Source organism: Neorhizobium galegae (assembly GCF_021391675.1).
Classification (GTDB): Bacteria; Pseudomonadota; Alphaproteobacteria; order Rhizobiales; family Rhizobiaceae; genus Neorhizobium; species Neorhizobium galegae_B.
The window spans coordinates 314,291-334,237 of sequence record NZ_CP090096.1; the positions used below are offsets into that span (position 1 = coordinate 314,291).

General features: G+C 62.7%; 18 protein-coding genes. 14 read left to right on the top strand and 4 right to left on the bottom strand.

All coding sequences use genetic code 11. The features are described 5' to 3' along the window. Positions 1-147 precede the first annotated feature (147 nt). From LZK81_RS24260 to LZK81_RS24275, 4 genes are read left to right on the top strand one after another with little or no spacing between them, the layout of a single operon-like run. Positions 148-864, top strand: a complete 717-nt coding sequence (locus LZK81_RS24260; RefSeq protein WP_233957597.1) for a (2Fe-2S) ferredoxin domain-containing protein — start codon at positions 148-150, stop codon at positions 862-864. Further along, positions 861-2,357, top strand: coding sequence for an ABC transporter substrate-binding protein (locus tag LZK81_RS24265; RefSeq protein WP_233957598.1), 1,497 nt, complete (start codon positions 861-863; stop codon positions 2,355-2,357). The genes LZK81_RS24260 and LZK81_RS24265 overlap by 4 nt, the downstream gene beginning before the upstream one ends. Positions 2,358-2,366: 9 nt before the next feature. Further along, positions 2,367-3,281, top strand: coding sequence for an ABC transporter permease (locus LZK81_RS24270; protein ID WP_233957812.1), 915 nt, complete (start codon positions 2,367-2,369; stop codon positions 3,279-3,281). Beyond that, positions 3,281-4,045, top strand: coding sequence for an ABC transporter permease (locus LZK81_RS24275; RefSeq protein ID WP_233957599.1), 765 nt, complete (start codon positions 3,281-3,283; stop codon positions 4,043-4,045). Before LZK81_RS24270 ends, LZK81_RS24275 begins: the two co-directional genes overlap by 1 nt. A 78-nt stretch (positions 4,046-4,123) precedes the next feature. Here LZK81_RS24275 and LZK81_RS24280 read toward each other — a convergent pair whose 3' ends face one another. Together LZK81_RS24280 and LZK81_RS24285 are read right to left on the bottom strand one after the other, a co-directional pair. After that, on the bottom strand, positions 4,124-4,639 hold the full coding sequence (locus LZK81_RS24280) for a DUF3299 domain-containing protein (protein ID WP_418936522.1): 516 nt from the start codon (positions 4,637-4,639) through the stop codon (positions 4,124-4,126). 243 nt (positions 4,640-4,882) lie between these two features. Continuing rightward, complete coding sequence (locus tag LZK81_RS24285; protein WP_418936523.1) at positions 4,883-5,782, bottom strand: GNAT family N-acetyltransferase; 900 nt, start codon at positions 5,780-5,782, stop codon at positions 4,883-4,885. A 255-nt stretch (positions 5,783-6,037) separates the two neighbouring features. Between LZK81_RS24285 and argE the strand changes: the two genes are divergently transcribed. The 6 genes from argE (at position 6,038) to LZK81_RS24315 (ending at position 12,651) form a co-directional block, all read left to right on the top strand. Next, complete coding sequence (argE, locus tag LZK81_RS24290; RefSeq protein ID WP_233957602.1) at positions 6,038-7,171, top strand: acetylornithine deacetylase; 1,134 nt, start codon at positions 6,038-6,040, stop codon at positions 7,169-7,171. A gap of 19 nt (positions 7,172-7,190) precedes the next feature. Then, entirely contained in the window at positions 7,191-8,114 is a 924-nt protein-coding gene (locus tag LZK81_RS24295; protein WP_233957603.1) for a 2-hydroxyacid dehydrogenase, read from the top strand. A gap of 24 nt (positions 8,115-8,138) precedes the next feature. Continuing rightward, positions 8,139-8,495: a cupin domain-containing protein gene (locus LZK81_RS24300; protein ID WP_233957604.1), complete on the top strand. Its 357-nt coding sequence runs from the start codon at positions 8,139-8,141 to the stop codon at positions 8,493-8,495. Between the two features lie 159 nt (positions 8,496-8,654). After that, entirely contained in the window at positions 8,655-10,118 is a 1,464-nt protein-coding gene (locus tag LZK81_RS24305; RefSeq protein WP_233957605.1) for an aldehyde dehydrogenase family protein, read from the top strand. Between the two features lie 11 nt (positions 10,119-10,129). Further along, positions 10,130-11,170: a tartrate dehydrogenase gene (locus tag LZK81_RS24310; RefSeq protein ID WP_233957606.1), complete on the top strand. Its 1,041-nt coding sequence runs from the start codon at positions 10,130-10,132 to the stop codon at positions 11,168-11,170. Between the two features lie 23 nt (positions 11,171-11,193). Further along, entirely contained in the window at positions 11,194-12,651 is a 1,458-nt protein-coding gene (locus LZK81_RS24315; RefSeq protein WP_233957607.1) for an NAD-dependent succinate-semialdehyde dehydrogenase, read from the top strand. A 91-nt stretch (positions 12,652-12,742) separates the two neighbouring features. Here LZK81_RS24315 and LZK81_RS24320 read toward each other — a convergent pair whose 3' ends face one another. Both LZK81_RS24320 and LZK81_RS24325 read right to left on the bottom strand, forming a co-directional pair. Then, positions 12,743-14,017 carry an NAD(P)/FAD-dependent oxidoreductase gene (locus tag LZK81_RS24320; RefSeq protein ID WP_233957608.1) on the bottom strand — a complete coding sequence of 425 codons (1,275 nt, stop codon included), beginning with the start codon at positions 14,015-14,017 and terminating at the stop codon, positions 12,743-12,745. Positions 14,018-14,032: 15 nt separating this feature from the next. Continuing rightward, positions 14,033-14,701: a haloacid dehalogenase type II gene (locus LZK81_RS24325; RefSeq protein WP_233957609.1), complete on the bottom strand. Its 669-nt coding sequence runs from the start codon at positions 14,699-14,701 to the stop codon at positions 14,033-14,035. Between the two features lie 326 nt (positions 14,702-15,027). Between LZK81_RS24325 and LZK81_RS24330 the strand changes: the two genes are divergently transcribed. The 4 genes from LZK81_RS24330 (at position 15,028) to LZK81_RS24345 (ending at position 19,894) form a co-directional block, all read left to right on the top strand. After that, positions 15,028-15,864 carry a GNAT family N-acetyltransferase gene (locus tag LZK81_RS24330; RefSeq protein WP_233957610.1) on the top strand — a complete coding sequence of 279 codons (837 nt, stop codon included), beginning with the start codon at positions 15,028-15,030 and terminating at the stop codon, positions 15,862-15,864. 13 nt (positions 15,865-15,877) lie between these two features. After that, positions 15,878-17,254 carry an aspartate aminotransferase family protein gene (locus LZK81_RS24335; protein WP_233957611.1) on the top strand — a complete coding sequence of 459 codons (1,377 nt, stop codon included), beginning with the start codon at positions 15,878-15,880 and terminating at the stop codon, positions 17,252-17,254. Positions 17,255-17,488: 234 nt separating this feature from the next. Next, positions 17,489-18,205, top strand: coding sequence for an HAD-IA family hydrolase (locus LZK81_RS24340; RefSeq protein WP_046610579.1), 717 nt, complete (start codon positions 17,489-17,491; stop codon positions 18,203-18,205). A gap of 78 nt (positions 18,206-18,283) precedes the next feature. Continuing rightward, positions 18,284-19,894: an ABC transporter substrate-binding protein gene (locus LZK81_RS24345; RefSeq protein ID WP_233957612.1), complete on the top strand. Its 1,611-nt coding sequence runs from the start codon at positions 18,284-18,286 to the stop codon at positions 19,892-19,894. The last annotated feature ends 53 nt before the right edge of the window (positions 19,895-19,947 follow it).

A 19,947-nucleotide genomic window follows, 5' to 3' on the forward strand; every position in this document is an offset into this window, starting at 1 on the left:
TGCCTGCCGCAACCTTCATTTTTGCTGCCTCCTCCTTTGAGTGAGACGTAGGCAGTGAAAACACAGGGATTATCTTCCCAGAATGCATCCGGGCGCGCCGTCCTCCTGATCGCAAAATCCGCCTTTGCGGTATCGCCGCATCTGGAAATGCAGCGACTCGCGAAGCTTGCGGCCGGCATGACCGGGGCCGGAACGGTGCGGTTCGCCTTTACCGAGCAGGGAACCCCCTCCCTGCGCGAAGCGCTGTCCAATCTGCTCGATGAGGATGTCGAAACCATCGTTATCGTACCGCTCGTCCTGCCCATGGAGCCGAGCTTCCATATCTGGCTGACGAAATCTCTGGCGCGCTGGAAGGCCGCCGACAGCCGCCCCTGGCCGGCCTTGTCCGTCGCCAAGGATATCGCCTCCAGCAGGCTGATGGCGCAGCTTCTTGGCGAACTGCTGGAGACGGCCGAAGAGCTGGATGCCCCAAAGACCGAAACCCCACCTGTCATCGAAGGTTCACTCGTGCCGGCCCAGAAACGCCGCGTGCTCGTCTGTCAGGGCGGTCCCTGCAACGCGGCCGGAGCCGATGTGATCTGGGGACATCTGCGCAACCAGCAGGAGCGGCAGAAATTGCGCGCTGCCGGCGACGGCACGATGACCGCAAAATCCACCTGTCTCGGTCCCTGCAGTCTGGGGCCTGTGCTGCAGGTGTTTCCGGAAGGCACCTATTACGGCGGCGTCACCGAAGATGCGATCGACCGGATTATCGGCGAGCACCTGCTTGACGGCCGGATCGTCGAGGACTTCGCCTATCACCCAACGGGCCGCAAGCAACGGCTTCGCACTTCATCCGAACAGAACAACAGGAGAGAGAATTGACGTCGCAGACTCTATCGCGCCTGGCAGCCGCCTGGCTCACCGCCGCCACCTTTGCCACCGCAGGCACTGTGTTCGCAGGCGAGCCGCTTCGCGTCGGTGCCACCTACATCACCAGCGGTACGGACCCGGCCAAGGGCTCGAACGGCTGGGCGCTGGTCAGCCATGGCGTCGGCGAGAACCTCTTCACCGTCGATCGGAACGGCAAGCTCGTGCCGGAACTGGCCGAGAAGGCGGAGCGTATCGCAGACCTGACCTGGACCGTGACCCTGAAACCCGGCCGCCTGTTCTCCGATGGCACGCCCGTCACCGCCAGGGCAGTGGCAGCCGGTTTCGATACCACATTCGCCAACAACAAGGCGGCGCTCGCGACCGGCGGCAAGCTGACCTTCGAGGCGGGCGACGACCTGACGCTGAAGGTGACGACCGAAAAGCCGGTGCCGTTCATTCAGGCACTCTTCGCCGAATGGCCGCTGATTGCCTATAAACCCACCGAGGCCGGCAATGCCGTCTTCAGCGGTCCTTACCGGATCTCCGGTTTCAAGACGGATGCCGCGATCACGCTGGAGCCCAACGTGCATTTCGCCGGCGCCGACCAGCGTTCGCCGGTCAAATTCCGCAAGTTCGGTGATGCCCAGACCCTGACGTTGGCGCTGGAAGCCGGCGAACTCGACATGGCGTTCGGCTTGCCGTCGGAAGTCGTTACCCGGCTCAAGACCAATCCGGACCTGACGATCAAGTCGTTCCCGGTCGGGTACCAGTATCTTGCTTTCTTCAATACCGCCCGGCCGCTGCTGGCCGACGTGAAGGTGCGTCGGGCGATCGATCTGGCCTTCGACCGCAAGGAGCTTGCAGCCGCCATCAACGGCGGCGAACCGGCCACCGGTGCCTACGCCGCCTATTTCCCCTTTGCCAGCCAGGAGGCACGCCCGACCGATCTTGCCAGGGCTGGCGCGCTGCTCGACGAAGCCGGCTGGGCAAAAGGCAGCGGCGGCATGCGCGAAAAGGGCGGCACGCCGCTGCGCCTGCTGGTCATCACCTATCCGCAGCGCCCGGATCTCGTCACCATGCTGCCGGTGGTCAAGGCGGAACTCGCCAAGATCGGCATCGCGGTCGATACGCAGGTGGTGGAGAACATCCAGCAGGTAGCTTCGGCCGGCGACTTCGACATCGCGCTCTGGGCGCAGCACACGGCCCCGAGCGGCGACGCCGCCTTTTTCCTGAACTCGATGCTGAGAAGCGGCGCTTCGCTGAACTATGCGAAATATGCCTCGCAGGACTTCGACGCGATCCTCGACCGATTTGCGACCGAGGGCGATCCGGCAAAGCGGGTGGCGATCGCGCTGGATGCTCAGCAGAAGATCTTCGCCGATGCGCCCGCCTCCTTCCTGGTATCGCCCGTGTGGTATGTCGGCCTGTCGAAGCGGCTGAAGAACTACGAACCGTGGGGATCCGACTACCACGTGCTGCGCGCCGATATCGGCGAGACGGAGTAGGGCCACGTGATGCGACTGGCCCGGTTCGGCATGCAATCGATAACGGGGCTGCTGGCGGTTTCGCTCGCCTCTTTCTCGGTCATCACCTTGATGCCGGCCGATCCGGTCGCGATCGCCATTCGCGTCTGGAGCCTGCCGGCGACGGAGGAAACCGTCGCAGCGTTGAGGGCGGAGTGGGGGCTCGATCAGCCGCTGCTGCTTCGCTATCTCCATTGGCTGGCAGACTTCCTCGGCGGAGATTGGGGGCGCTCCTTCCGGACCGGAGAGCCCGTGCTTGCCGAATTCGCCGAGCGGTTGCCGGTCTCGTTGACGCTCGGCCTCGCCGGCCTGGCACTGGCGATCGGGCTGGCAATTCCGCTCGGGTTCTTCTCAGCGGCCTATCCCGGGGGTATTGCGGATCGGATGAGCCGGGCTCTGTCGGTCTTCGTTCAGGCGGTGCCTGCCTTCTGGCTGGGCCTCGTCCTTCTCTGGGTCCTCGGTGTGCAGCTGCGCTGGATCAGACCCTTCGCCAATGATTGGACCGCGATCGTCCTGCCCGTCCTGCTGATCGCGCTGCATTCCGTCGCTGTTCTCTCCCGCGTCTATCGGCGCGACCTAAAGGAGACCGCCGGGCAGCCGCATTTCCGCACGGCACTTGCCAAGGGCCTGTCGGAAAAGCAGGCGCTCTGGCGGCACGGCCACCGCAGCGCGCTCTATGCCCTCTTGTCGGCAGTCCGTTCCGAAGCGGGCTGGGTGATCGGCAGCACCGCGACCATGGAAATCCTTTTCGGCCTTGCCGGCATCAGCCAGTTCCTGGTGCAGAGCATCGCGGCACGCGACCAGATGGTGCTGCAGGCCTATGTCATGGTCATTGCCGTCTGGATGCTTGTGATGAATGCCGGCGCCAATCTCGCCATGCGCCTTCTCGATCCGCGTCTCGCCTGATGCCCCGGCTGATCATGCTCGCGGCGCTCGCCGTCCTTCTCTGTGTCGGCGGTTTTTGGCAGCCACATGATCCCGATGCGGTGGACATGCTTGCCCGTCATTCCGGCATGACCGCCAGCCATCTGCTCGGTACCGATCATCTCGGTCGCGATCTTCTGTCGCGCATCATGGCCGGCGGCTGGCGGACGGCCTGCGTCATCCTATCGGTCGGCGCCATCGGCTTTTTGTTTGGAACCCTGCTGGGCACCGCCGCCGCCGTCCTCGGAGGCTGGCGCGAAACGGTGATCCTGCGCTTCTGCGAGTTCTTCGTCATGGTGCCGACGCTCATCGTCGCACTGACGGCAGCGGCGATTTTTGGCCTGTCGCCGCTCAGCGCCGGACTGGCGCTGGGTCTGGCCGGCATCGGGCCGCATGCGCTGCTTGCGCATTCGCTGAGCCGGCGGGTGCTTGGCCAGCCGTTCATCCTGGCGGCGAGGAGCCTGGGCGTTGCTCCCTTGCGGATGATCGCCCGGCATCTGCTGCCCAACACCCTGCCTCTGATGTTCGCCTATGTCGGCAACCAGGCGGGACTTGCGGCAGTCGCCTATGCCTCGCTCGCCTTCATCGGTCTCGGGGCCGATCCGTCGAAACCGGATTGGGGATCGATGCTCTTTGAATACCGCGTGTTCATCTTCGACCACCCAATGCTGATGATCTGGCCAGGCGTTGCGATCGCCCTGGCCACCCTCTTGCTCAACGGCTTTTTTGATAACGATCGAGCGTGACGCTGGTCGAAGGGCCGGCTTTCACATCCACTCGGGAGAACGCAGGCGGCCCTGCCGCCGTTGGCGGTAGCGGTTCGCTTATCGCGCCAGAACTCCGAGTGGCGAGATGGTCTTCAGGTCCGGGTCCACGAAGCCGGTCGCCTTTGCCACCTGGGCGTGGCTCATGCTGTAGCCGTAGTCGAGGACGCGGACCCCGTCCATGATGAAGAGTTGGGCCTTGTCCAAACCGGGCCGCAGACTTCCTGTCACGGTGACGACTTCATAAACTCGCGAGAGATGGAACGGCTCGGCAGCGACCACATGCACCAGTTGGTTCGGCGGCGGCGCAGCGCTGTGGCTGCAGGCTCCCGCCCAGGGGACAAGCATGAACTCGTAGACGATCCCGCCGTCCTGGTCGACCGGCAGGATGAACCCGGTCAGCTCCACCGTCCGGGCTTCGTCACGCCATGCAAGCGTTTCCCCTTGAGGCCGGCTGGACGCCATGCCCGGCAGGGCGGCATCCGACCTCGATTGATCCGCAGGCCGCAGGGCGCTCCAAAGAACCGGCTCAGCACCTGCAAGGACGCCGGATGCCGGACAAATCGTCCCGATCATCATCGTCGTGAATTTCAGGAGAAAAAGCGCGCCTCATCTGCATCTCCGTTCGCAGGGCGTCCCCCGGCGACAGGCCCCCGCCACCGCTGTTCCGGATGTTAGCTCTATTTCTCGACTGAGGTCAAAGCCAGGATGAAAGAGGTTGCTTCCCGGCCCTCGCTCAGATTCTGGCCAAAGTCATTGGAGTGGACAGCTTCGAATTTCCATACCGCTACTTCAGGGGGAGCCGCCAGAGAAGAAGGCTCATCCGAGGGAATGCGAAGCCAGGGCATAGACCCTCGCATTGCCATTTTGTCCAGCGCCGTAGCTGGCTGCCTCCTCGATCACCATCGTCGTGAGGGTAGCGTAGATGCCGAGCCCGCATTGCTGCACGAGTGCTGCAAACGGGCCAGTATCGACCTGCGTGTCAAGGCGCAGGAACCCGTCGACATGGGCCGCAATATGCGGGTGGGTCACCGTGATGGCGTCCTCGTCGTTGCGGGCGACCACCGGCCCGACAACGTGTCCTCGTCCGAAGCGTCGACGCATCGAAAAGGCGCGCAATCGCTCGCCTTGATAAAGACCGCAGCAGATCGAACTCTCGAACAATCGCAGGAGATGCAGGCGACGTTCTGCCCCGAAGGCCGGAGCATCGAAGGCGATGACCGCCTCCAGATCGCCGCGGTCCAGCCGCCTCAAAACAAGTCCGCCCTCCAGGGGCGGAAGCGGCATCGGCGCGATCACCGTGCCCTGACACTGATAAACCATTTGCTTCGGCTTGAACCCCAGCGAAGCATAAAGCCGCTGGGCTTCCCGCGTCGAGTTGAGACGAACGCGGTTTCGGCCGCAGTCCGTCATGATCCGTTTCATCAGCCACCTGGCCGTGCCGTTGGTCTGCAGCCTCGGGGAGGTAATCAGCATCCCGAAGGTGGCGAAGCCGTCTCCATGAGGAAACCACATGCCCGAGGCTCCCACGCGGCCGATCTCGTCAAGCGCGACATATCCTTTCCCGATGTCGAGCAGATGCTGCCAGTCGGCTGCCCGGTGGGGCCAGCCCACCGAGATCGACAAAGCCTGCAGCTTGGAGATTTCGACACTCGAGATATCCGCAAAGCGCATCTCGAAATTATCGACGTTCAAGGTTCCTGGTAATTCACTATCCATCATTATCCAGCCGAGATCGTATATCCTCCTGGGGCAAACCGCTCGGATATCCCGGCAGTCACGTTAGTCGAGATCCCACGAAACATTTCACTGCTGAAGCGAAACCGAACACAAGATTTGACCGTATCGCGTCCACTTTCGGCAGCCATTGGTTTCTCCTGCCTCTAACCTTGCCTGCCAGGATTGGTTCGCATGCTCTGCAAAAGCAAGGTGTGGCGGCCACGAGGTCATGGCTTTTAGAGGCGGGAACAGTCGATGCGCGCTTTGGACATCCTGGAGAAGCTGGTCTGCTTTCCCTCGGTCGTCGGCACGCCCAACGGCAATATCGTCGAATGGATTGCGGACTATCTCAAATCCTTCGGGATCGCCGCGCATATCCTGCCGGGGCCGGAAGGCGACCGGGCCAATCTTTTTGCCACGATCGGCCCTGCCGACCACCCGGGCTACATCCTGTCCGGCCATATGGACGTGGTCCCGGCCGCCGAGGCCGGCTGGGACAGCGATCCCTTTTCGCTGAGGAACGAGAAAGGCCGGCTCTACGGACGCGGAACAAGCGATATGAAGGGGTTTTTGTCGGCCGCTCTGGCAGCCGTGCCCGCGCTTCTCGCAAGTCCGCTTTCCCGCCCGATCCACCTTGCATTTTCTTACGACGAGGAAGCCGGCTGCCGGGGCGTGCCGCATCTTCTCGCCCGGTTGCCGGACCTGTGTGCCCCGCCGCTGGGTGCGATCATCGGGGAGCCGAGCGGAATGCGGGCCATTCTGGCCCACAAGGGAAAGGCGGCGGCCAGGGTGACGCTCAGGGGCCGTTCGGGCCACTCGTCCCGGCCGGATCTCGGCCTCAACGCGATCCACGCCATGACGGACGTGCAGCAGGCGGCGGTTGCCGCGGCCGTCGTTCTTTCCCGCGGACCGTTCGAGGTCGAATTCGAGCCACCCTATTCCTCGCTGTCGATCGGCACGATCAGCGGCGGTCAGGCGATCAACATCATTCCCGAAATCTGCAGCCTTGAACTGGAAGCCCGCGCCATCTCCTCGGTAGATCCCGAAGCGCTGCTCACTCCGGTACAGGCGGTCGCCGAAGCCTTGGCGATGAAGGGCTTCGATGTCGACTGGCAGGTTCTCAGCGCCTATCCGGCGCTGCTGCTGGCGCCAACCTCTCCCCTCGCCGGTCTTTTGCAAGATCTGACGGGGATCGAGCCGTTGGCGGCTGTCAGCTACGGGACGGAGGCAGGTCTCTACCAGCGCGCCGGCGTCGATGCGATCATCTGCGGGCCTGGCGACATTGCCCGCGCCCATAAACCCAATGAATTCATTCTGGCGAGCGAACTCGACGACTGCCAGGCCATGATTGAAGCGCTTGGTCGGCATTGCCGTGCAGAACTCCAATGAGCAGGAACGTATCCGGACCATGACATTCCTCTTCAATTCCGATGCGGCCCGCGGCCGGATTTTCCAGGATGCCTTTGCTCGGGAAATCCCGGACCTGCCATTCTCCATGGATCCGGCGGCGGTGGACCCCGAACAGGTGCGCTATCTCATGACCTGGACGGTGCCGGAAAATCTGGCGCGTTACCGCAATCTCGAAGTGCTGTTTTCGACCGGCGCTGGTATCGACCAGTTCCGCGCCGCCAGCGTGCCAGACGACGTGAAGATCGTGCGCATGGTCGAAGAAGGCATCGTGCGGATGATGCAGGAATATGTGGTCCTCGGCGTCCTGTCGCTCCACCGCAACCTGCCGGCCTATCTGGCACAGCAGCAGGCGGAGGTCTGGAAGGTCCTGCCGCAGGCTCAGGCCGGAGAGCGCCGTATCGGCGTCCTGGGGCTTGGCAATCTCGGCCAGGCCGTGCTTGAGCGGCTGAAACCCTTCGGCTTTCCCTTGTCCGGCTGGAGTAGGTCCGCGCGCGAGATTGAAGGTGTCAGGTGTTTCTCCGGCGAGGATGGACTGAAGACCATGGTTGCCGAGACCGATGTGCTGATCTGCCTCCTGCCGCTGACCGACGAGACCCGCGGTTTTCTCGACGCAGAACTTTTCGCCAGGTTGCCGGCGGGCGCTGGACTGGTTCATGTCGGACGTGGCCCCCAACTCGACCAGGACGCGCTTCTCGCTGCACTCGACAACGGGCACCTATCCGGTGCCGTGATCGACGTCACCGATCCGGAACCCCTGCCGCCCGGCCATCCCATCTGGCGTCACCCGCGCATCCTGCTGACCCCGCATATTGCCAGCATCACCCAGCCACATACCGCCGCGCGCGCCGTCATCGACAATATCAAGCGGCTTCGCGCCGGGCTCGACCCGATCGGCTTGGTCGATCGGCAGCGCGGCTACTGAATCTTCAACCTCGAAAGGAACACCATGTCGCTTCTCAAGACCATCGAACCTCACCCGTCCTTTGCACCGCGCGAAAACGTTCCCGCACCGGACCGGCTGATCTCCGGCGATCCGCAGTTCAAGACCTGGGCGCAGGACGAGGCCCATGGCGAACTGGTGCATACCGGCGTCTGGGAAGCGACGCCTGGCGTCACCCATTCGATCAAGGGCCAGACCTTCGAATTCTGCCACATCCTGTCGGGCGTCGTCGAACTCACCCCTGAAGGCGGCCAGCCCGTTGTCTACAAGACGGGCGACAGTTTCGTCATGAAGCCGGGTTTCGTCGGCACCTGGAAGACCATCGAGACCGTCCGCAAGATCTACGTCACCGTCACCCCTTGATAGGTGCGGCCGCGGCGCGGCAACCGCTTCCGGGCCGCTCCGCAGAATACGCCGTGATACACCGCCAAAACGGATTTTTCCGCTGCGGCCCTTCGCTATACCGGATCAAGCCGTTCCACCGATCCGGTAATATGCCGTCCAGTGACCGGAGATAAGCCGATGAGCCTGAGTTTCGATCCCGACAGCCTGGCCCTGCCGATGGGACATTTCATCGGCGATCGCCTCGTGGCGGCTGAAGGCGTCATTGCAATGCACCGGCCATCCGACGGCAAGGCTTATGCCGATTGCCCCGTCGCCGATGCGGATCTCGTCGACCAGGCGGTGCAGACGGCGAAGGCGGCGCTGAAGCAAAGCAATTGGGGCGGCATCCGCCCGCGCGAGCGTGTGAAGGTGCTGCATCGCTGGGCCGATCTCATCGAACAGGACGCCGTGGCGCTTGCAAGGCTGGAAGCCGTCTCTTCCACCCGTCCTGTCGGCCATCTGGTCGAGGGGGACATCGCCGTATCTGCCGAGCAGATTCGCTTCTTCGCCGAATTTGCCGACAAGGAAGGCAGCGACCTGGTGCCGACCCACGACGGCAATCTCGGCATGATCATGACGGAACCCTATGGCGTCATCGGCGCCATCACGCCCTGGAACTTCCCGATCAACATGGCTGCATGGAAACTCGGTCCGGCGCTTGCCGCCGGCAATGCCGTCGTGCTGAAGCCGTCCGAGATGACGCCGTTTTCGACCATCCGGCTGGCGGAGCTTGCCGTGCTGGCCGGCATCCCGCCCGGATTGATCAACATCGTGCTCGGCGACGGCATGACCACCGGCAACGCCATCACCGGCCATCCCGATATCGCCAAGGTAAGCTTTACAGGCTCCACCCGCGCCGGCTCGGCGATCATGGAAAACATCGCCCGCACCGGCATCAAGCCGATGACGCTGGAACTTGGCGGCAAGAGCCCGCAGCTGGTTTTCGCGGACGCCGATATCGACCGGGCCGCGGCCGCGGTGACCGCCAGCATCACCAGCAATGCCGGCCAGGCATGTGTCGCCGGATCGCGCCTGATCGTCGAAAAAAGCGTCGCCACACCGCTGATCGAGGCGATCTTGAAGAAAATGCAGGGGATCGTGCCCGGCCCGACCTGGGATGCGGCGAGCCAGTATTCGCCGATCATCTCCGACAGGCAACGCCGGCGCATCGACGACATCATCGCGGCCTCCGTCGCAGCCGGGGCGGAATGCCTGACGGGCGGGCGCCCCATGGACGCTCCCGGATATTTCTACTCTCCGACCCTGGTCACCGGCGTCGACCAGGCGTCGCCGGCGGTGATCGAGGAAATCTTCGGCCCTGTTCTGACGCTGCAGACGTTCGAGGATGAGGAAGAAGCCATGACGCTTGCCGATCATCCGAGCTACGGGCTTGCCGCCGGCCTGTTTACCAGCGACCTTTCGCGGGCGATCCGCCTTACCCGCCGGTTGCAGGCCGGCACCATCTGGGTCAACCGCTACGGCCGCTCGCGCGACCATATCCTGCCGACCGGCGGCTACAAGCAGTCCGGCATCGGCAAGGATCTCGGCCGGGAAGCTTTCCACGCCAACCGCAAGAGCAAGAGCGTCTTGATCAGTCTTTGAGGACGAAGAACATGAAATCATACAGGATTGCCTTGATCCCCGGCGACGGCATCGGCCGCGACATGACAGCGGCCGCATGGTCGGTGCTGCGGAAGGCCGCCAAAGCGCACGGCTTCGTGTTTGAAGCCACGGAATTTCCGTGGTCCTGCGCCTTCTACAAGGAGACCGGCGCAATGATGCCGGCGGACGGGATCGAAACGTTGCGCAGCTTCGACGCGATCCTGCTTGGTGCCGTCGGCTGGCCGGCAGAAGTGCCGGATTCCGTGTCGCTGCACGGCCTGCTGCTGCCGATCCGCAAGAGCTTCGTTCAATATGCCAACATCCGCCCTCACCGCCTGCTGGCCGGTGTCGAAGGACCGCTGAAGGCAACCGCCTTCGACATTCTCTGCATCCGCGAGAACACCGAGGGCGAATATTCGGGCGCAGGCGGCCGTATCCATCAGGGCACGGCCGATGAAGTTGCCGTCGAGACGTCGATCTTTACCCGCAAGGGCGTCGAGCGCATCCTGCGTTTTGCCTTCGAACAGGCCCGGTCGCGGCGCGGCAAGCTGGCCTCGGTGACCAAGTCGAACGCCCAGAAATATTCGATGGTCTTCTGGGACGACGTCACCCGGCAGCTTTCGGCGCAATATCCTGACGTGGATGTCACCAGCTATCACATCGACGCCATGGCGGCGCGCATGGTGATGGCCCCTGAAACGCTCGACGTCGTGGTCGCTTCCAACCTGTTCGGCGATATCCTGACCGATCTCGGTGCGGCCATCCAGGGCGGCCTCGGTTTTGCCGCCTCGGCCAATATCAACCCGGAGCGCAATGCGCCTTCGATGTTCGAACCGGTGCATGGCTCGGCGCCCGACATCGCCCATCTTGGGATCGCCAACCCGATCGCCACGGTCTGGTCCGGCGCAATGATGCTCGATCATCTGGGCGAAAAGGATGCTTCGACCGCCGTCTTGACGGCGATCGAAGCGGTCACGGCCAGCGGCATCGGCACGGTTCCCGGCAAGGACCGGACAGACGCCATCACCGCGGCGCTGCTCGCCGCACTTTGAACATCGTATCGAGGATTGGACATATGCGGAATTTGAAGCTCCCCTCCCTGTTTCGGCAAGAAGGTTTGATCGGCGGCACTTGGGTCGGCGCCCGATCCGGCAAGACCGTCGACGTCTTCGATCCCGCAAACCAGGAAGTGATCGGCACCGTTCCCGACATGGGCGGCGATGAGACCCGCGCGGCGATCGAGGCTGCCGAGAAGGCCTATCCGGCTTGGAAGAGGCGTACCCATGCGGAGCGCGCCGCCTTGCTTGAGACCTGGTACGGCCTGATGATCGAACATCTCGAAGATCTGGCGCTGATGCTGACCACCGAACAGGGCAAACCGCTCGACGAGGCGCGCGGCGAAATCCGTTACGGCGCCTCCTTCGTCAAGTGGTTTGCGGAGGAGGCGCGCCGCATCGGCGGCCAGACCATTCCATCGCCGACACCCGATCGCCGCATCATCGTGCTGAAGGAGCCGGTCGGCGTCTGCGGCATCATCACGCCCTGGAATTTTCCGAACGCGATGATCACCCGCAAGATCGCGCCGGCGCTCGCCGCCGGCTGTACCGTCGTGGTGAAACCTTCGGAATTCACCCCCTATTCGGCACTTGCGCTCGGCGTGCTCGCTGAAATGGCCGGCATCCCGGCAGGCGTCGTCAACATCGTCACCGGCATGCCGAAGGAAATCGGCAACGAGATCATGGCCAACACGGCCGTGCGGAAGATCTCGTTTACCGGCTCCACGCCGGTCGGTTCGCTGCTGATGCGTGGCGCGGCGGACAGCATCAAGCGGCTGTCGCTCGAACTCGGCGGCAACGCCCCCTTCATCGTCTTCGACGATGCGGATATCGACCTTGCCATCGAAGGGGCGATCATATCGAAATTCCGCAATGGCGGCCAGACCTGCGTCTGCGCCAACCGCATTCTCGTGCAGGCGGGCATCTACGATCGCTTCGCCGAGAGGCTCACCGCCCGGGTGAATGCCATGAAGGTCGGCCCCGGAACCGAGCCGGGCGTTTCGATCGGCCCGATGATCAACGATGCCGCAACCGCCAAGATCAACCGCCATGTCGAAGATGCGCTCGCCAAAGGCGCGACGATCGTCACGGCCAGGGCCGATCTGCCGACCGGTGGCCAATACACGGCTCCGATCGTGCTGACCGGAGCCACCACCGACATGCAGCTTGCCAGCGAAGAGACGTTTGGCCCGGTCGCGCCGCTCTTCCGTTTCGAGACCGAGGAGGAAGCGATTGCCATTGCCAATGGCACGCCCTTCGGGCTGGCCGCCTATTTCTATACAGAAAGCCTGAAGCGGGCTTGGCGTGTCGGCGAGGCGCTGGAATTCGGGATGGTCGGGCTGAATACCGGCCTGATCTCGACCGAGGTCGCCCCCTTCGGCGGCGTCAAGCAGTCGGGCCTGGGACGCGAGGGTTCGCAGCTCGGGATCGAGGAATATCTGGAAGTGAAGACTTTCCACATCGGCGGGCTCAACTGAGCACGTTTCCGCACCCGGAACGCTTGCCAGAAAAGGTGAGGTTGCCATCGCAACCCCACCTCTTTTGTTCTCGGCGATGGCAAGAGTTCCGTTACTGGACCTTGTCGAGCATCTTGTAATAAAGCCCGACCAGCGGCAGGAACCACGGCTTGCCGAAATGACCCGGAACTGCCGGCCAGTCTAGCCCCTTGACGGGGTTTCTGTCAGGCCGACCGAGGATTGCGTCGGCGACCGTCATGCCGAGATGGGTTGCAAGCTGCGCACCATGGCCGGAATAACCCATCGCGTACCATAACCCGTCATGGAAGCCCGCCCGCGGGTAACGATCCTTGGTGATGTCCACCAGACCGCCCCAGCAATAGTCGATCTCCACATGGGATAGCTGCGGAAAGATGCGGGTCAGGCTATCGCGAAGGATTGCGCCGCTCCTGGCGTCCGAACGCTGGTCGGAGGTCGCCGAAAATCGAGCGCGGCCGCCGAAGATCAGCCGGTTGTCCGGCGACAGGCGCCAGTAGTTGCCGATATTCATGCTGTTGACGCAGGTGCGGTTGCCCGGCATCGTCGAGGCGACTTCCTGCTCCGTCAGCGGCCGTGTTGCGATGATGAAACTGCCGACGGCCATGATCCGACGGCGGAAATAACCGAAATTCGGCGTCGTGTAGGCGCCGCTTGCCATCAGGACATTGTCGGCCGTGACCGAGCCTCTGGCGGTCTTCAGCACATGTCGGCCACCCGATTTCGAAACATCGGTGACCGTCGCCTTCTCGACGATGATTGCACCGCGCCTTTTTGCCGCCTCGGCGAGGCCGACGACGTAGCGTCCCATATGCATCATGGCGCTCTTCTTCGACAGCATGGCGCCGTGGAAAGGTGAACCGATCTCCTGGGCGAGGTCTTCGGGCGACAGCAGCGCCGTATCCGGATCGACCTCTGCGTGAACCGCCTCGAAATTCCTGGCGAGCCCTTCGAAATGCTGCGGCTTGGAAGCAAGCTTCAGTTTGCCGGCGCGGCGGAAGTTGCAGTCGATGCCTTCCTCGGCGATGATTGCTTCCAGCGTGTCGATCGAGCTGTCGAGCGCCTTGTAAAGCGCGATCGCCCGCTCCTTGCCGAGCTCCTGCTTGGCCGAAAGATAGCTGTGGGCAAGGCCGTTGTTCAGGTGGCCGCCGTTACGGCCGGACGCTCCGAAGCCGACCGTCACCGCCTCCAGCACGATAACCTTCGCGCCGGCCATGGCGAGCTGACGCGCCGCGCCGAGCCCGGTAAAGCCGCCGCCGACCACAGCAACGTCGTAGTGACCTTCGATCGGCCCTTCCGCGGCGCCCGTAAAACGGGGCGCCGTATCATGCCAGTAGGAGACATATTTCATCGGCTTCGGCCTTCCTTAGAGACCGACCACGCCCGGCAGGCCGGAAATGTCGGAGATTTCCACATAGCCATAGAAGGGGTTGGCCGGCTCGTGACCACGGTTGACCCAGACCTTGTTCTTGATGCCGAGGTCATGCGCCGACATCAGGTCGTACCGGAAGGACGAGGAGCAATGAAGAATGTCCTCCGGGCCGCAGCCGAGCATATCGAACATGTATTCGAAGGCCTGAAAGCGCGGTTTGTAGACATTAGCCTGTTCCGCCGTATAAACGGCGTGGAACGGCGCGCCGAGCTTTGCGACGTTTGAGGGGATCTGGTCGTTCATCGCGTTCGAGAGAATGACGAGCGGGATTTCTCTGGCGACCTTGGCAAGACCGGCAGGAACATCCGCATGAGGACCCCATGTCGGCACGCGCTCATAGACCATCCTGGCATCTTCATCCTTGAAAGCGATGCCGTTCGCCTTGCAGCTGCGCTCCAGCGAGTTGTGGACGACGTCCGCATAAGGTTTCCAGTCGCCCATGATCTCGTCCAGCCGGTAGGCTGCGAAATTCTTGATGAACTTCGCCATGCGCGGCTCGTCGAGACGTTCACCATAAAGGTCAAGCGCAGCCTCGGCCATCTGGAAGTTGGTCAGCGTGCCGTAGCAGTCGAAGGTGATATATTTCGGGCGGAACGTCGTCATGCGCTTGGTCCTTGCGTGATGGCCCATCGAGCCTTTCGGTTGACGACATGATCATAAGGCCGCTTCGGGCATCCGAGCCGACTGATTTCCCCCCATCCGAAGCAGAAAGTTTCGTATCGTGGCGCCGGTTTGGCATTTGGTTGCAGATGGTGGCCGGCGTGGCGGCCGACGACCCGGGTTTTGTCGGCCGTGATTGCCAACGCACGGCATAAGATGCGGTCCCATGCCGCCGGTTTGGCGAAAGATACCGCCGCCGGCCCCGCCTTCGGATAATCGTCCGGCCCCTTCCCCTCGAAACTCGAAGCTCAAAAGGGAGAGCATTGTCGATGCAAGTCGGAGACATCGAAACCATAACTTTCGGCATCGAGCATCTGGATCGCGCCACCCACCTTTCGCGCGAAGCCGGCTGGCCGCACCGCCTGCAGGACTGGCAAGTCGCCCTGCATCTGAGCCAGGGCGTGGTCGCGTTGGACGAGACCGGCGAAGTAGTCGGCACGGCATTGATGACCCCTTACGGCGATGACTGCGCCACCATCAACATGGTGATCGTCGGAGCCAACCTGCGTGGCCGTGGCGTCGGACGCCGCCTGATGGACGCAGTCCTCGGACTTGGTGGCGAGCGGCCGCTTCGGCTGATCGCCACCTCCGATGGCCTGCCGCTTTATGAAAAGCTGGGTTTCCGGAAGACCGGCGCCGTTTTCCAGCATCAGGGCACCGTCGCCGAGGTGCCGGCGCCCACCGACACCGAGACCGCCACGGCTGCCGATCTCTCCGAGATTACCGCCATCGATCGCGACGCCTTTGGCGCCAACCGTTCGGTGCTGATCGAAAAATTTGCCGAAATCGGCGAGTTCGCCGTAATCCGCCGCAACGGCAAGATCGCAGGGTTTGCCTGCATCAGGGCGTTCGGTCGCGGCGAAGTCGTCGGGCCTGTCGTCGCGACGGATTTAGAGGACGCCAAGGCGCTCGTCAGCCATTTCATGAGCCGCCGGGCCGGCGCCTTCCTCAGGATCGACACGGGCGATGCCGGCCTCGCCTCCTGGCTGACGGAGCATTCGCTCGCTCACGCGGGCGGCGGCATCGCAATGGCGCGCCCCGTAGTGGCCCGTCCCGCCACCTCGACATTCACCACCTTTGCCCTGGCCAACCAAGCCCTCGGCTGATCCGGAGACGACCATGCTCAGCAATTCCCTCATCGAACTCGATCGCGCCCATCTCGTCCATCCTGTCGCGTCCTACCGCGGCCATGAAAAACAGGGCGTGCGGGTGCTCGCCTCGGGCAAGGGCGCGACCGTCACCGACGCGCAAGGGCACCAGTTGATAGACGGTTTTGCCGGTCTCTGGTGCGTCAATGCCGGTTACGGGCATGAGACGATCGTCGAGGCCGCGGCCCGTCAGATGCGGGAGCTTCCCTACGCAACCGCCTATTTCGGCCTTGGTTCCGAGCCGGCCATCCGGCTTGCCGCCGAGCTTGCCGAACGTGCGCCGGGCGATCTCGATCATGTCTACTTCACGCTCGGCGGCTCGGACGCCGTCGACAGCACGATCCGCTTCATCCGCTATTACTGGATTGCCAAGGGGCAGCCGCAGCGCGATCAGTTCATTTCGATCGAGCAGGGTTACCACGGTTCCTCCACGGTCGGCGCCGGCCTGACGGCACTGCCGAACTTCCATGCGGGCTTCGGCATTCCCTTCGACTGGCAGCACAAGATCCCGTCGCCTTACCCCTATCGTAACCCGGTCGGCGAGGATCCGAAATCGATCATCGAAGCCTCGCTTGCCGCGCTGAAGGCGAAGATCGAGGCGGTCGGCGCCGATCGCGTGGCGGCGTTCTATGCAGAGCCGATCCAGGGTTCCGGCGGCGTCATCGTTCCGCCCAAGGGCTGGATGAAGGCGATCCGCAACCTCTGCAAGGAATACGGCATCCTGTTCGTCGCCGACGAGGTGATCACCGGCTTCGGCCGCACCGGACCGCTGTTCGCCTGCAGCGAGGATGACATCGTTCCCGATTTCATGACGACGGCCAAGGGCCTGACCTCGGGTTATGTTCCGATGGGCGCCGTACTCATGGCGGATCATGTCTACCAGGTGATCGCCGATGGCGCCGGTGCCTCGGCGGTCGGGCACGGCTACACCTATTCGGCCCACCCTGTCAGCGCGGCCGTGGGTCTGGAAGTGCTAAAGCTCTACGAAGGCGGGCTGCTCGAAAACGGTATCAAGGCCGGCGCGCGGCTTATGGCAGGTCTCGAAAGCCTCAAGTCCCACCCGCTGGTCGGCGATGTCCGGGGTCGCGGCATGCTGGCGGCCATCGAGCTGGTGACCGATAAGGCCGCCAAAACGCCGCTTCCGATCGAAGCCGCGCCGGCCCGCCGGGTATTCGACCGCGCCTGGGACAATGGCCTGGTGATCCGGGCCTTCGCCAACGGCGTCATCGGATATGCCCCGCCGCTCTGCTGCACGGAGGCGGATATCGACGCGATTATCGAACGCACCGCAAAGACACTGGATCAGACCCTGGAAGATCCCGATGTCCGCCGCGCGGTGAAGGGTTGACCCGGCCTTGGGGCTGTCGGCCGAAATATCGTCGGCAGCCCGTTTTCGAAATTTTGTGCCGAGCGGCCCTACCGATTCGGCGAAAACCGTTCCGTCGAACTGTCACTATTGTCGTTAACGAGGGCCCTGAAGCCCCTAAAATCCAGGATTTTTGATAGAAAAAAGTCCAGGTCGGGAACAGCATATTCTTTCGCAGACGGCGTTCTGCCAGCAGCATCAACTGGGGATATGGAATTGACGAAAGCTCTTCCGGAATTCAAGTACATGACCTTCGACGTGGTCGGCACGCTCATCGATTTCGAGAGCGGTCTGACATCCTGCCTGCAGGGCATCGCAGCCGAAGCCAATGTCGCGATCGACAGCGAAGAGGCGCTTTCCCTGTATCGCGCCGCCCGGTATTCCGGAGATGCCGATCTTTTCCCCGACGACTTGGTGCGCGTCTATCTTGCGATTGCGCCGAAGCTCGGACTGCCGGCCGAGGAGGCCTATGGCATTCGCCTGCGGGATTCCGCCAAAATCTGGAAGGCTTTTCCCGATAGTGCCGCGGCGATGGCAGAGCTTGGCAGGCGTTATCGCCTGATCGCCATGACCAATGCGCGCCGCTGGGCTTTCGACTATTTCGCAGCGGCGCTCGGCAATCCGTTTTATGCCGCTTTCACCGCCGACGACACCGGTACGGAAAAGCCTGATCCGGCCTTCTTCCACAAGGTGTTCGACTTCGTTGCCAAGGATGGGGGCGACAAGAGCGACATCCTGCATGTCGCCCAGAGCCAGTATCACGACATTGGCGTTTCCCGCGATCTCGGCATGACGAATTGCTGGATTCAGCGTCGACATGCGCAGCCTGGCTACGGCGGCACGATCGAACCGTCGCAGTTCACCGAGCCCGACTATCATTTCACGTCCATGGCCGGATTGGCCGAAGCCGTGAGGACCGCGCACGGCAACTGACAGAATTCACGATTTTCTAGCATCGGGCCAAAACCACGGAAGATGGGTTGCCCGCCAACCAGCGAAAAGGGGAATGACATGAACGACAAGATCACGAACTGGACCACGTCTGACGACGCCATGATCGAGAACGCCATCCGCCGGGGCGCAAGCCGCCGCGAACTGCTGACGATGATGTTGGCAGGTGGCGTTGCGCTTTCCGCAGGTGGCCTGATCCTCGGCCGCGCTTCCAGTGCGGTGGCTGCCACCCCGAAGTCGGGCGGGCATTTGAAGGCGGCCGGCTGGTCGTCGTCGACCGCCGATACGCTCGACCCGGCCAAGGCGTCGCTGTCGACCGACTACGTCCGTTGCTGCGCAATCTACAACCGCCTGACCTTCCTTGATAAGGGCGGCACCGTTCAGATGGAACTCGCCGAAAGCATCAAGAGCGGAGACGCCAAGGTCTGGACCGTCAAGCTCCGCTCCGGCGTCACCTTCCACGACGGAAAGTCGCTGTCGTCGAAAGACGTCGTCTTCTCGCTGAAGCGGCATCTCGATCCTGCCGTCGGCTCCAAGGTCAACGCGATCGCCAAGCAGATCACCGACGTCAAGGACGTCGATTCGCTGACGGTCGAAATTACCCTGGCCAACCCGAATGCCGACTTGCCGACCATCCTGTCGCAGCACCATTTCATGATCGTGCAGGACGGGACGACCGACTTTTCGAAGGGCGTCGGTACCGGCGCGTTCAAGATGGAAACCTTCCAGCCGGGCGTCAAATCGATCTTCACCAAGAACCCCAACTACTTCAAGGCTGGCGGTCCCAACGTGGATTCGTTCGAGTTCTTCGCCATCAGCGACGACAACGCGCGCGTCAACGCGCTGCTTTCGGGTGATATCCATCTCGCGGCCTCGATCAAGCCGCGCTCGATGAAGCTGGTGGAAAGCCAGCCGGGCTTCGTGCTGTCGCAGACCACGTCGGGCAACTATACCGACCTCAACATCCGTCTCGATCTCGCCCCCGGCAACAAGGCCGATTTCGCTGCCGGCATGAAATATCTGATCAACCGGCAGCAGATTCAGAAATCCGTTTTGCGCGGCCTTGCCGAAATCGCAAACGACCAGCCGGTCTCCCCGGCCAGCGTCTATCATAATGCCGAACTGAAACCGAAAGCCTACGATCCGGACAAGGCAAAGTTCCATTTCCAGAAGGCCGGCCTGCTCGGCCAGTCCATCCCGATGATCACGTCGGAAGCGCCGAACGCGGCGGTTGAAATGGCGACGCTCCTCCAGCAGTCGGGTTCCGAGATCGGCATGAAGTTCGACGTTCAGCGCGTTCCTTCCGATGGCTATTGGTCGAATTACTGGCTGAAGGCACCGGTTCACTTCGGCAATATCAACCCGCGGCCGACGCCGGACATCCTGTTTTCGCTTCTCTACGCCTCCAACGCACCGTGGAATGAAAGCCAGTACAAGTCGGAGAAATTCGATAATATGCTTGTCGAGGCGCGCGGTCTTCTCGACGAGGCCAAGCGCAAGGAAATCTACGGCCAGATGCAGGTGATGATTTCCGAGGAAGCCGGTACGGTCATCCCGGTCTACATTTCGAACGTGGATGCGATCTCGGGGAAATTGAAGGGCCTTGAAGCCAATCCGCTCGGCGGCATGATGGGTTACGCCTTTGCCGAATACGTCTGGCTCGACGCCTGAGGCTTGATCCTTGGCGGCAGGGGAAGCTTCTTCTGCCGCCGTGGTTGCGCCTG

Bases quoted from the DNA above. Each gene is read 5' to 3' on its own strand.
- LZK81_RS24280 (WP_418936522.1), bottom strand. From the start codon at position 4,639: ATGATCGGGACGATTTGTCCGGCATCCGGCGTCCTTGCAGGTGCTGAG.
- LZK81_RS24310 (WP_233957606.1), top strand. From the start codon at position 10,130: ATGAAATCATACAGGATTGCCTTGATCCCCGGCGACGGCATCGGCCGC.
- LZK81_RS24260 (WP_233957597.1), top strand. From the start codon at position 148: ATGCAGCGACTCGCGAAGCTTGCGGCCGGCATGACCGGGGCCGGAACG.
- LZK81_RS24305 (WP_233957605.1), top strand. From the start codon at position 8,655: ATGAGCCTGAGTTTCGATCCCGACAGCCTGGCCCTGCCGATGGGACAT.
- LZK81_RS24345 (WP_233957612.1), top strand. From the start codon at position 18,284: ATGAACGACAAGATCACGAACTGGACCACGTCTGACGACGCCATGATC.
- LZK81_RS24335 (WP_233957611.1), top strand. From the start codon at position 15,878: ATGCTCAGCAATTCCCTCATCGAACTCGATCGCGCCCATCTCGTCCAT.
- LZK81_RS24330 (WP_233957610.1), top strand. From the start codon at position 15,028: ATGCAAGTCGGAGACATCGAAACCATAACTTTCGGCATCGAGCATCTG.
- LZK81_RS24295 (WP_233957603.1), top strand. From the start codon at position 7,191: ATGACATTCCTCTTCAATTCCGATGCGGCCCGCGGCCGGATTTTCCAG.
- LZK81_RS24315 (WP_233957607.1), top strand. From the start codon at position 11,194: ATGCGGAATTTGAAGCTCCCCTCCCTGTTTCGGCAAGAAGGTTTGATC.
- LZK81_RS24285 (WP_418936523.1), bottom strand. From the start codon at position 5,782: ATGGATAGTGAATTACCAGGAACCTTGAACGTCGATAATTTCGAGATG.
- argE (WP_233957602.1), top strand. From the start codon at position 6,038: ATGCGCGCTTTGGACATCCTGGAGAAGCTGGTCTGCTTTCCCTCGGTC.
- LZK81_RS24320 (WP_233957608.1), bottom strand. From the start codon at position 14,017: ATGAAATATGTCTCCTACTGGCATGATACGGCGCCCCGTTTTACGGGC.
- LZK81_RS24300 (WP_233957604.1), top strand. From the start codon at position 8,139: ATGTCGCTTCTCAAGACCATCGAACCTCACCCGTCCTTTGCACCGCGC.
- LZK81_RS24270 (WP_233957812.1), top strand. From the start codon at position 2,367: ATGCGACTGGCCCGGTTCGGCATGCAATCGATAACGGGGCTGCTGGCG.
- LZK81_RS24325 (WP_233957609.1), bottom strand. From the start codon at position 14,701: ATGACGACGTTCCGCCCGAAATATATCACCTTCGACTGCTACGGCACG.
- LZK81_RS24275 (WP_233957599.1), top strand. From the start codon at position 3,281: ATGCCCCGGCTGATCATGCTCGCGGCGCTCGCCGTCCTTCTCTGTGTC.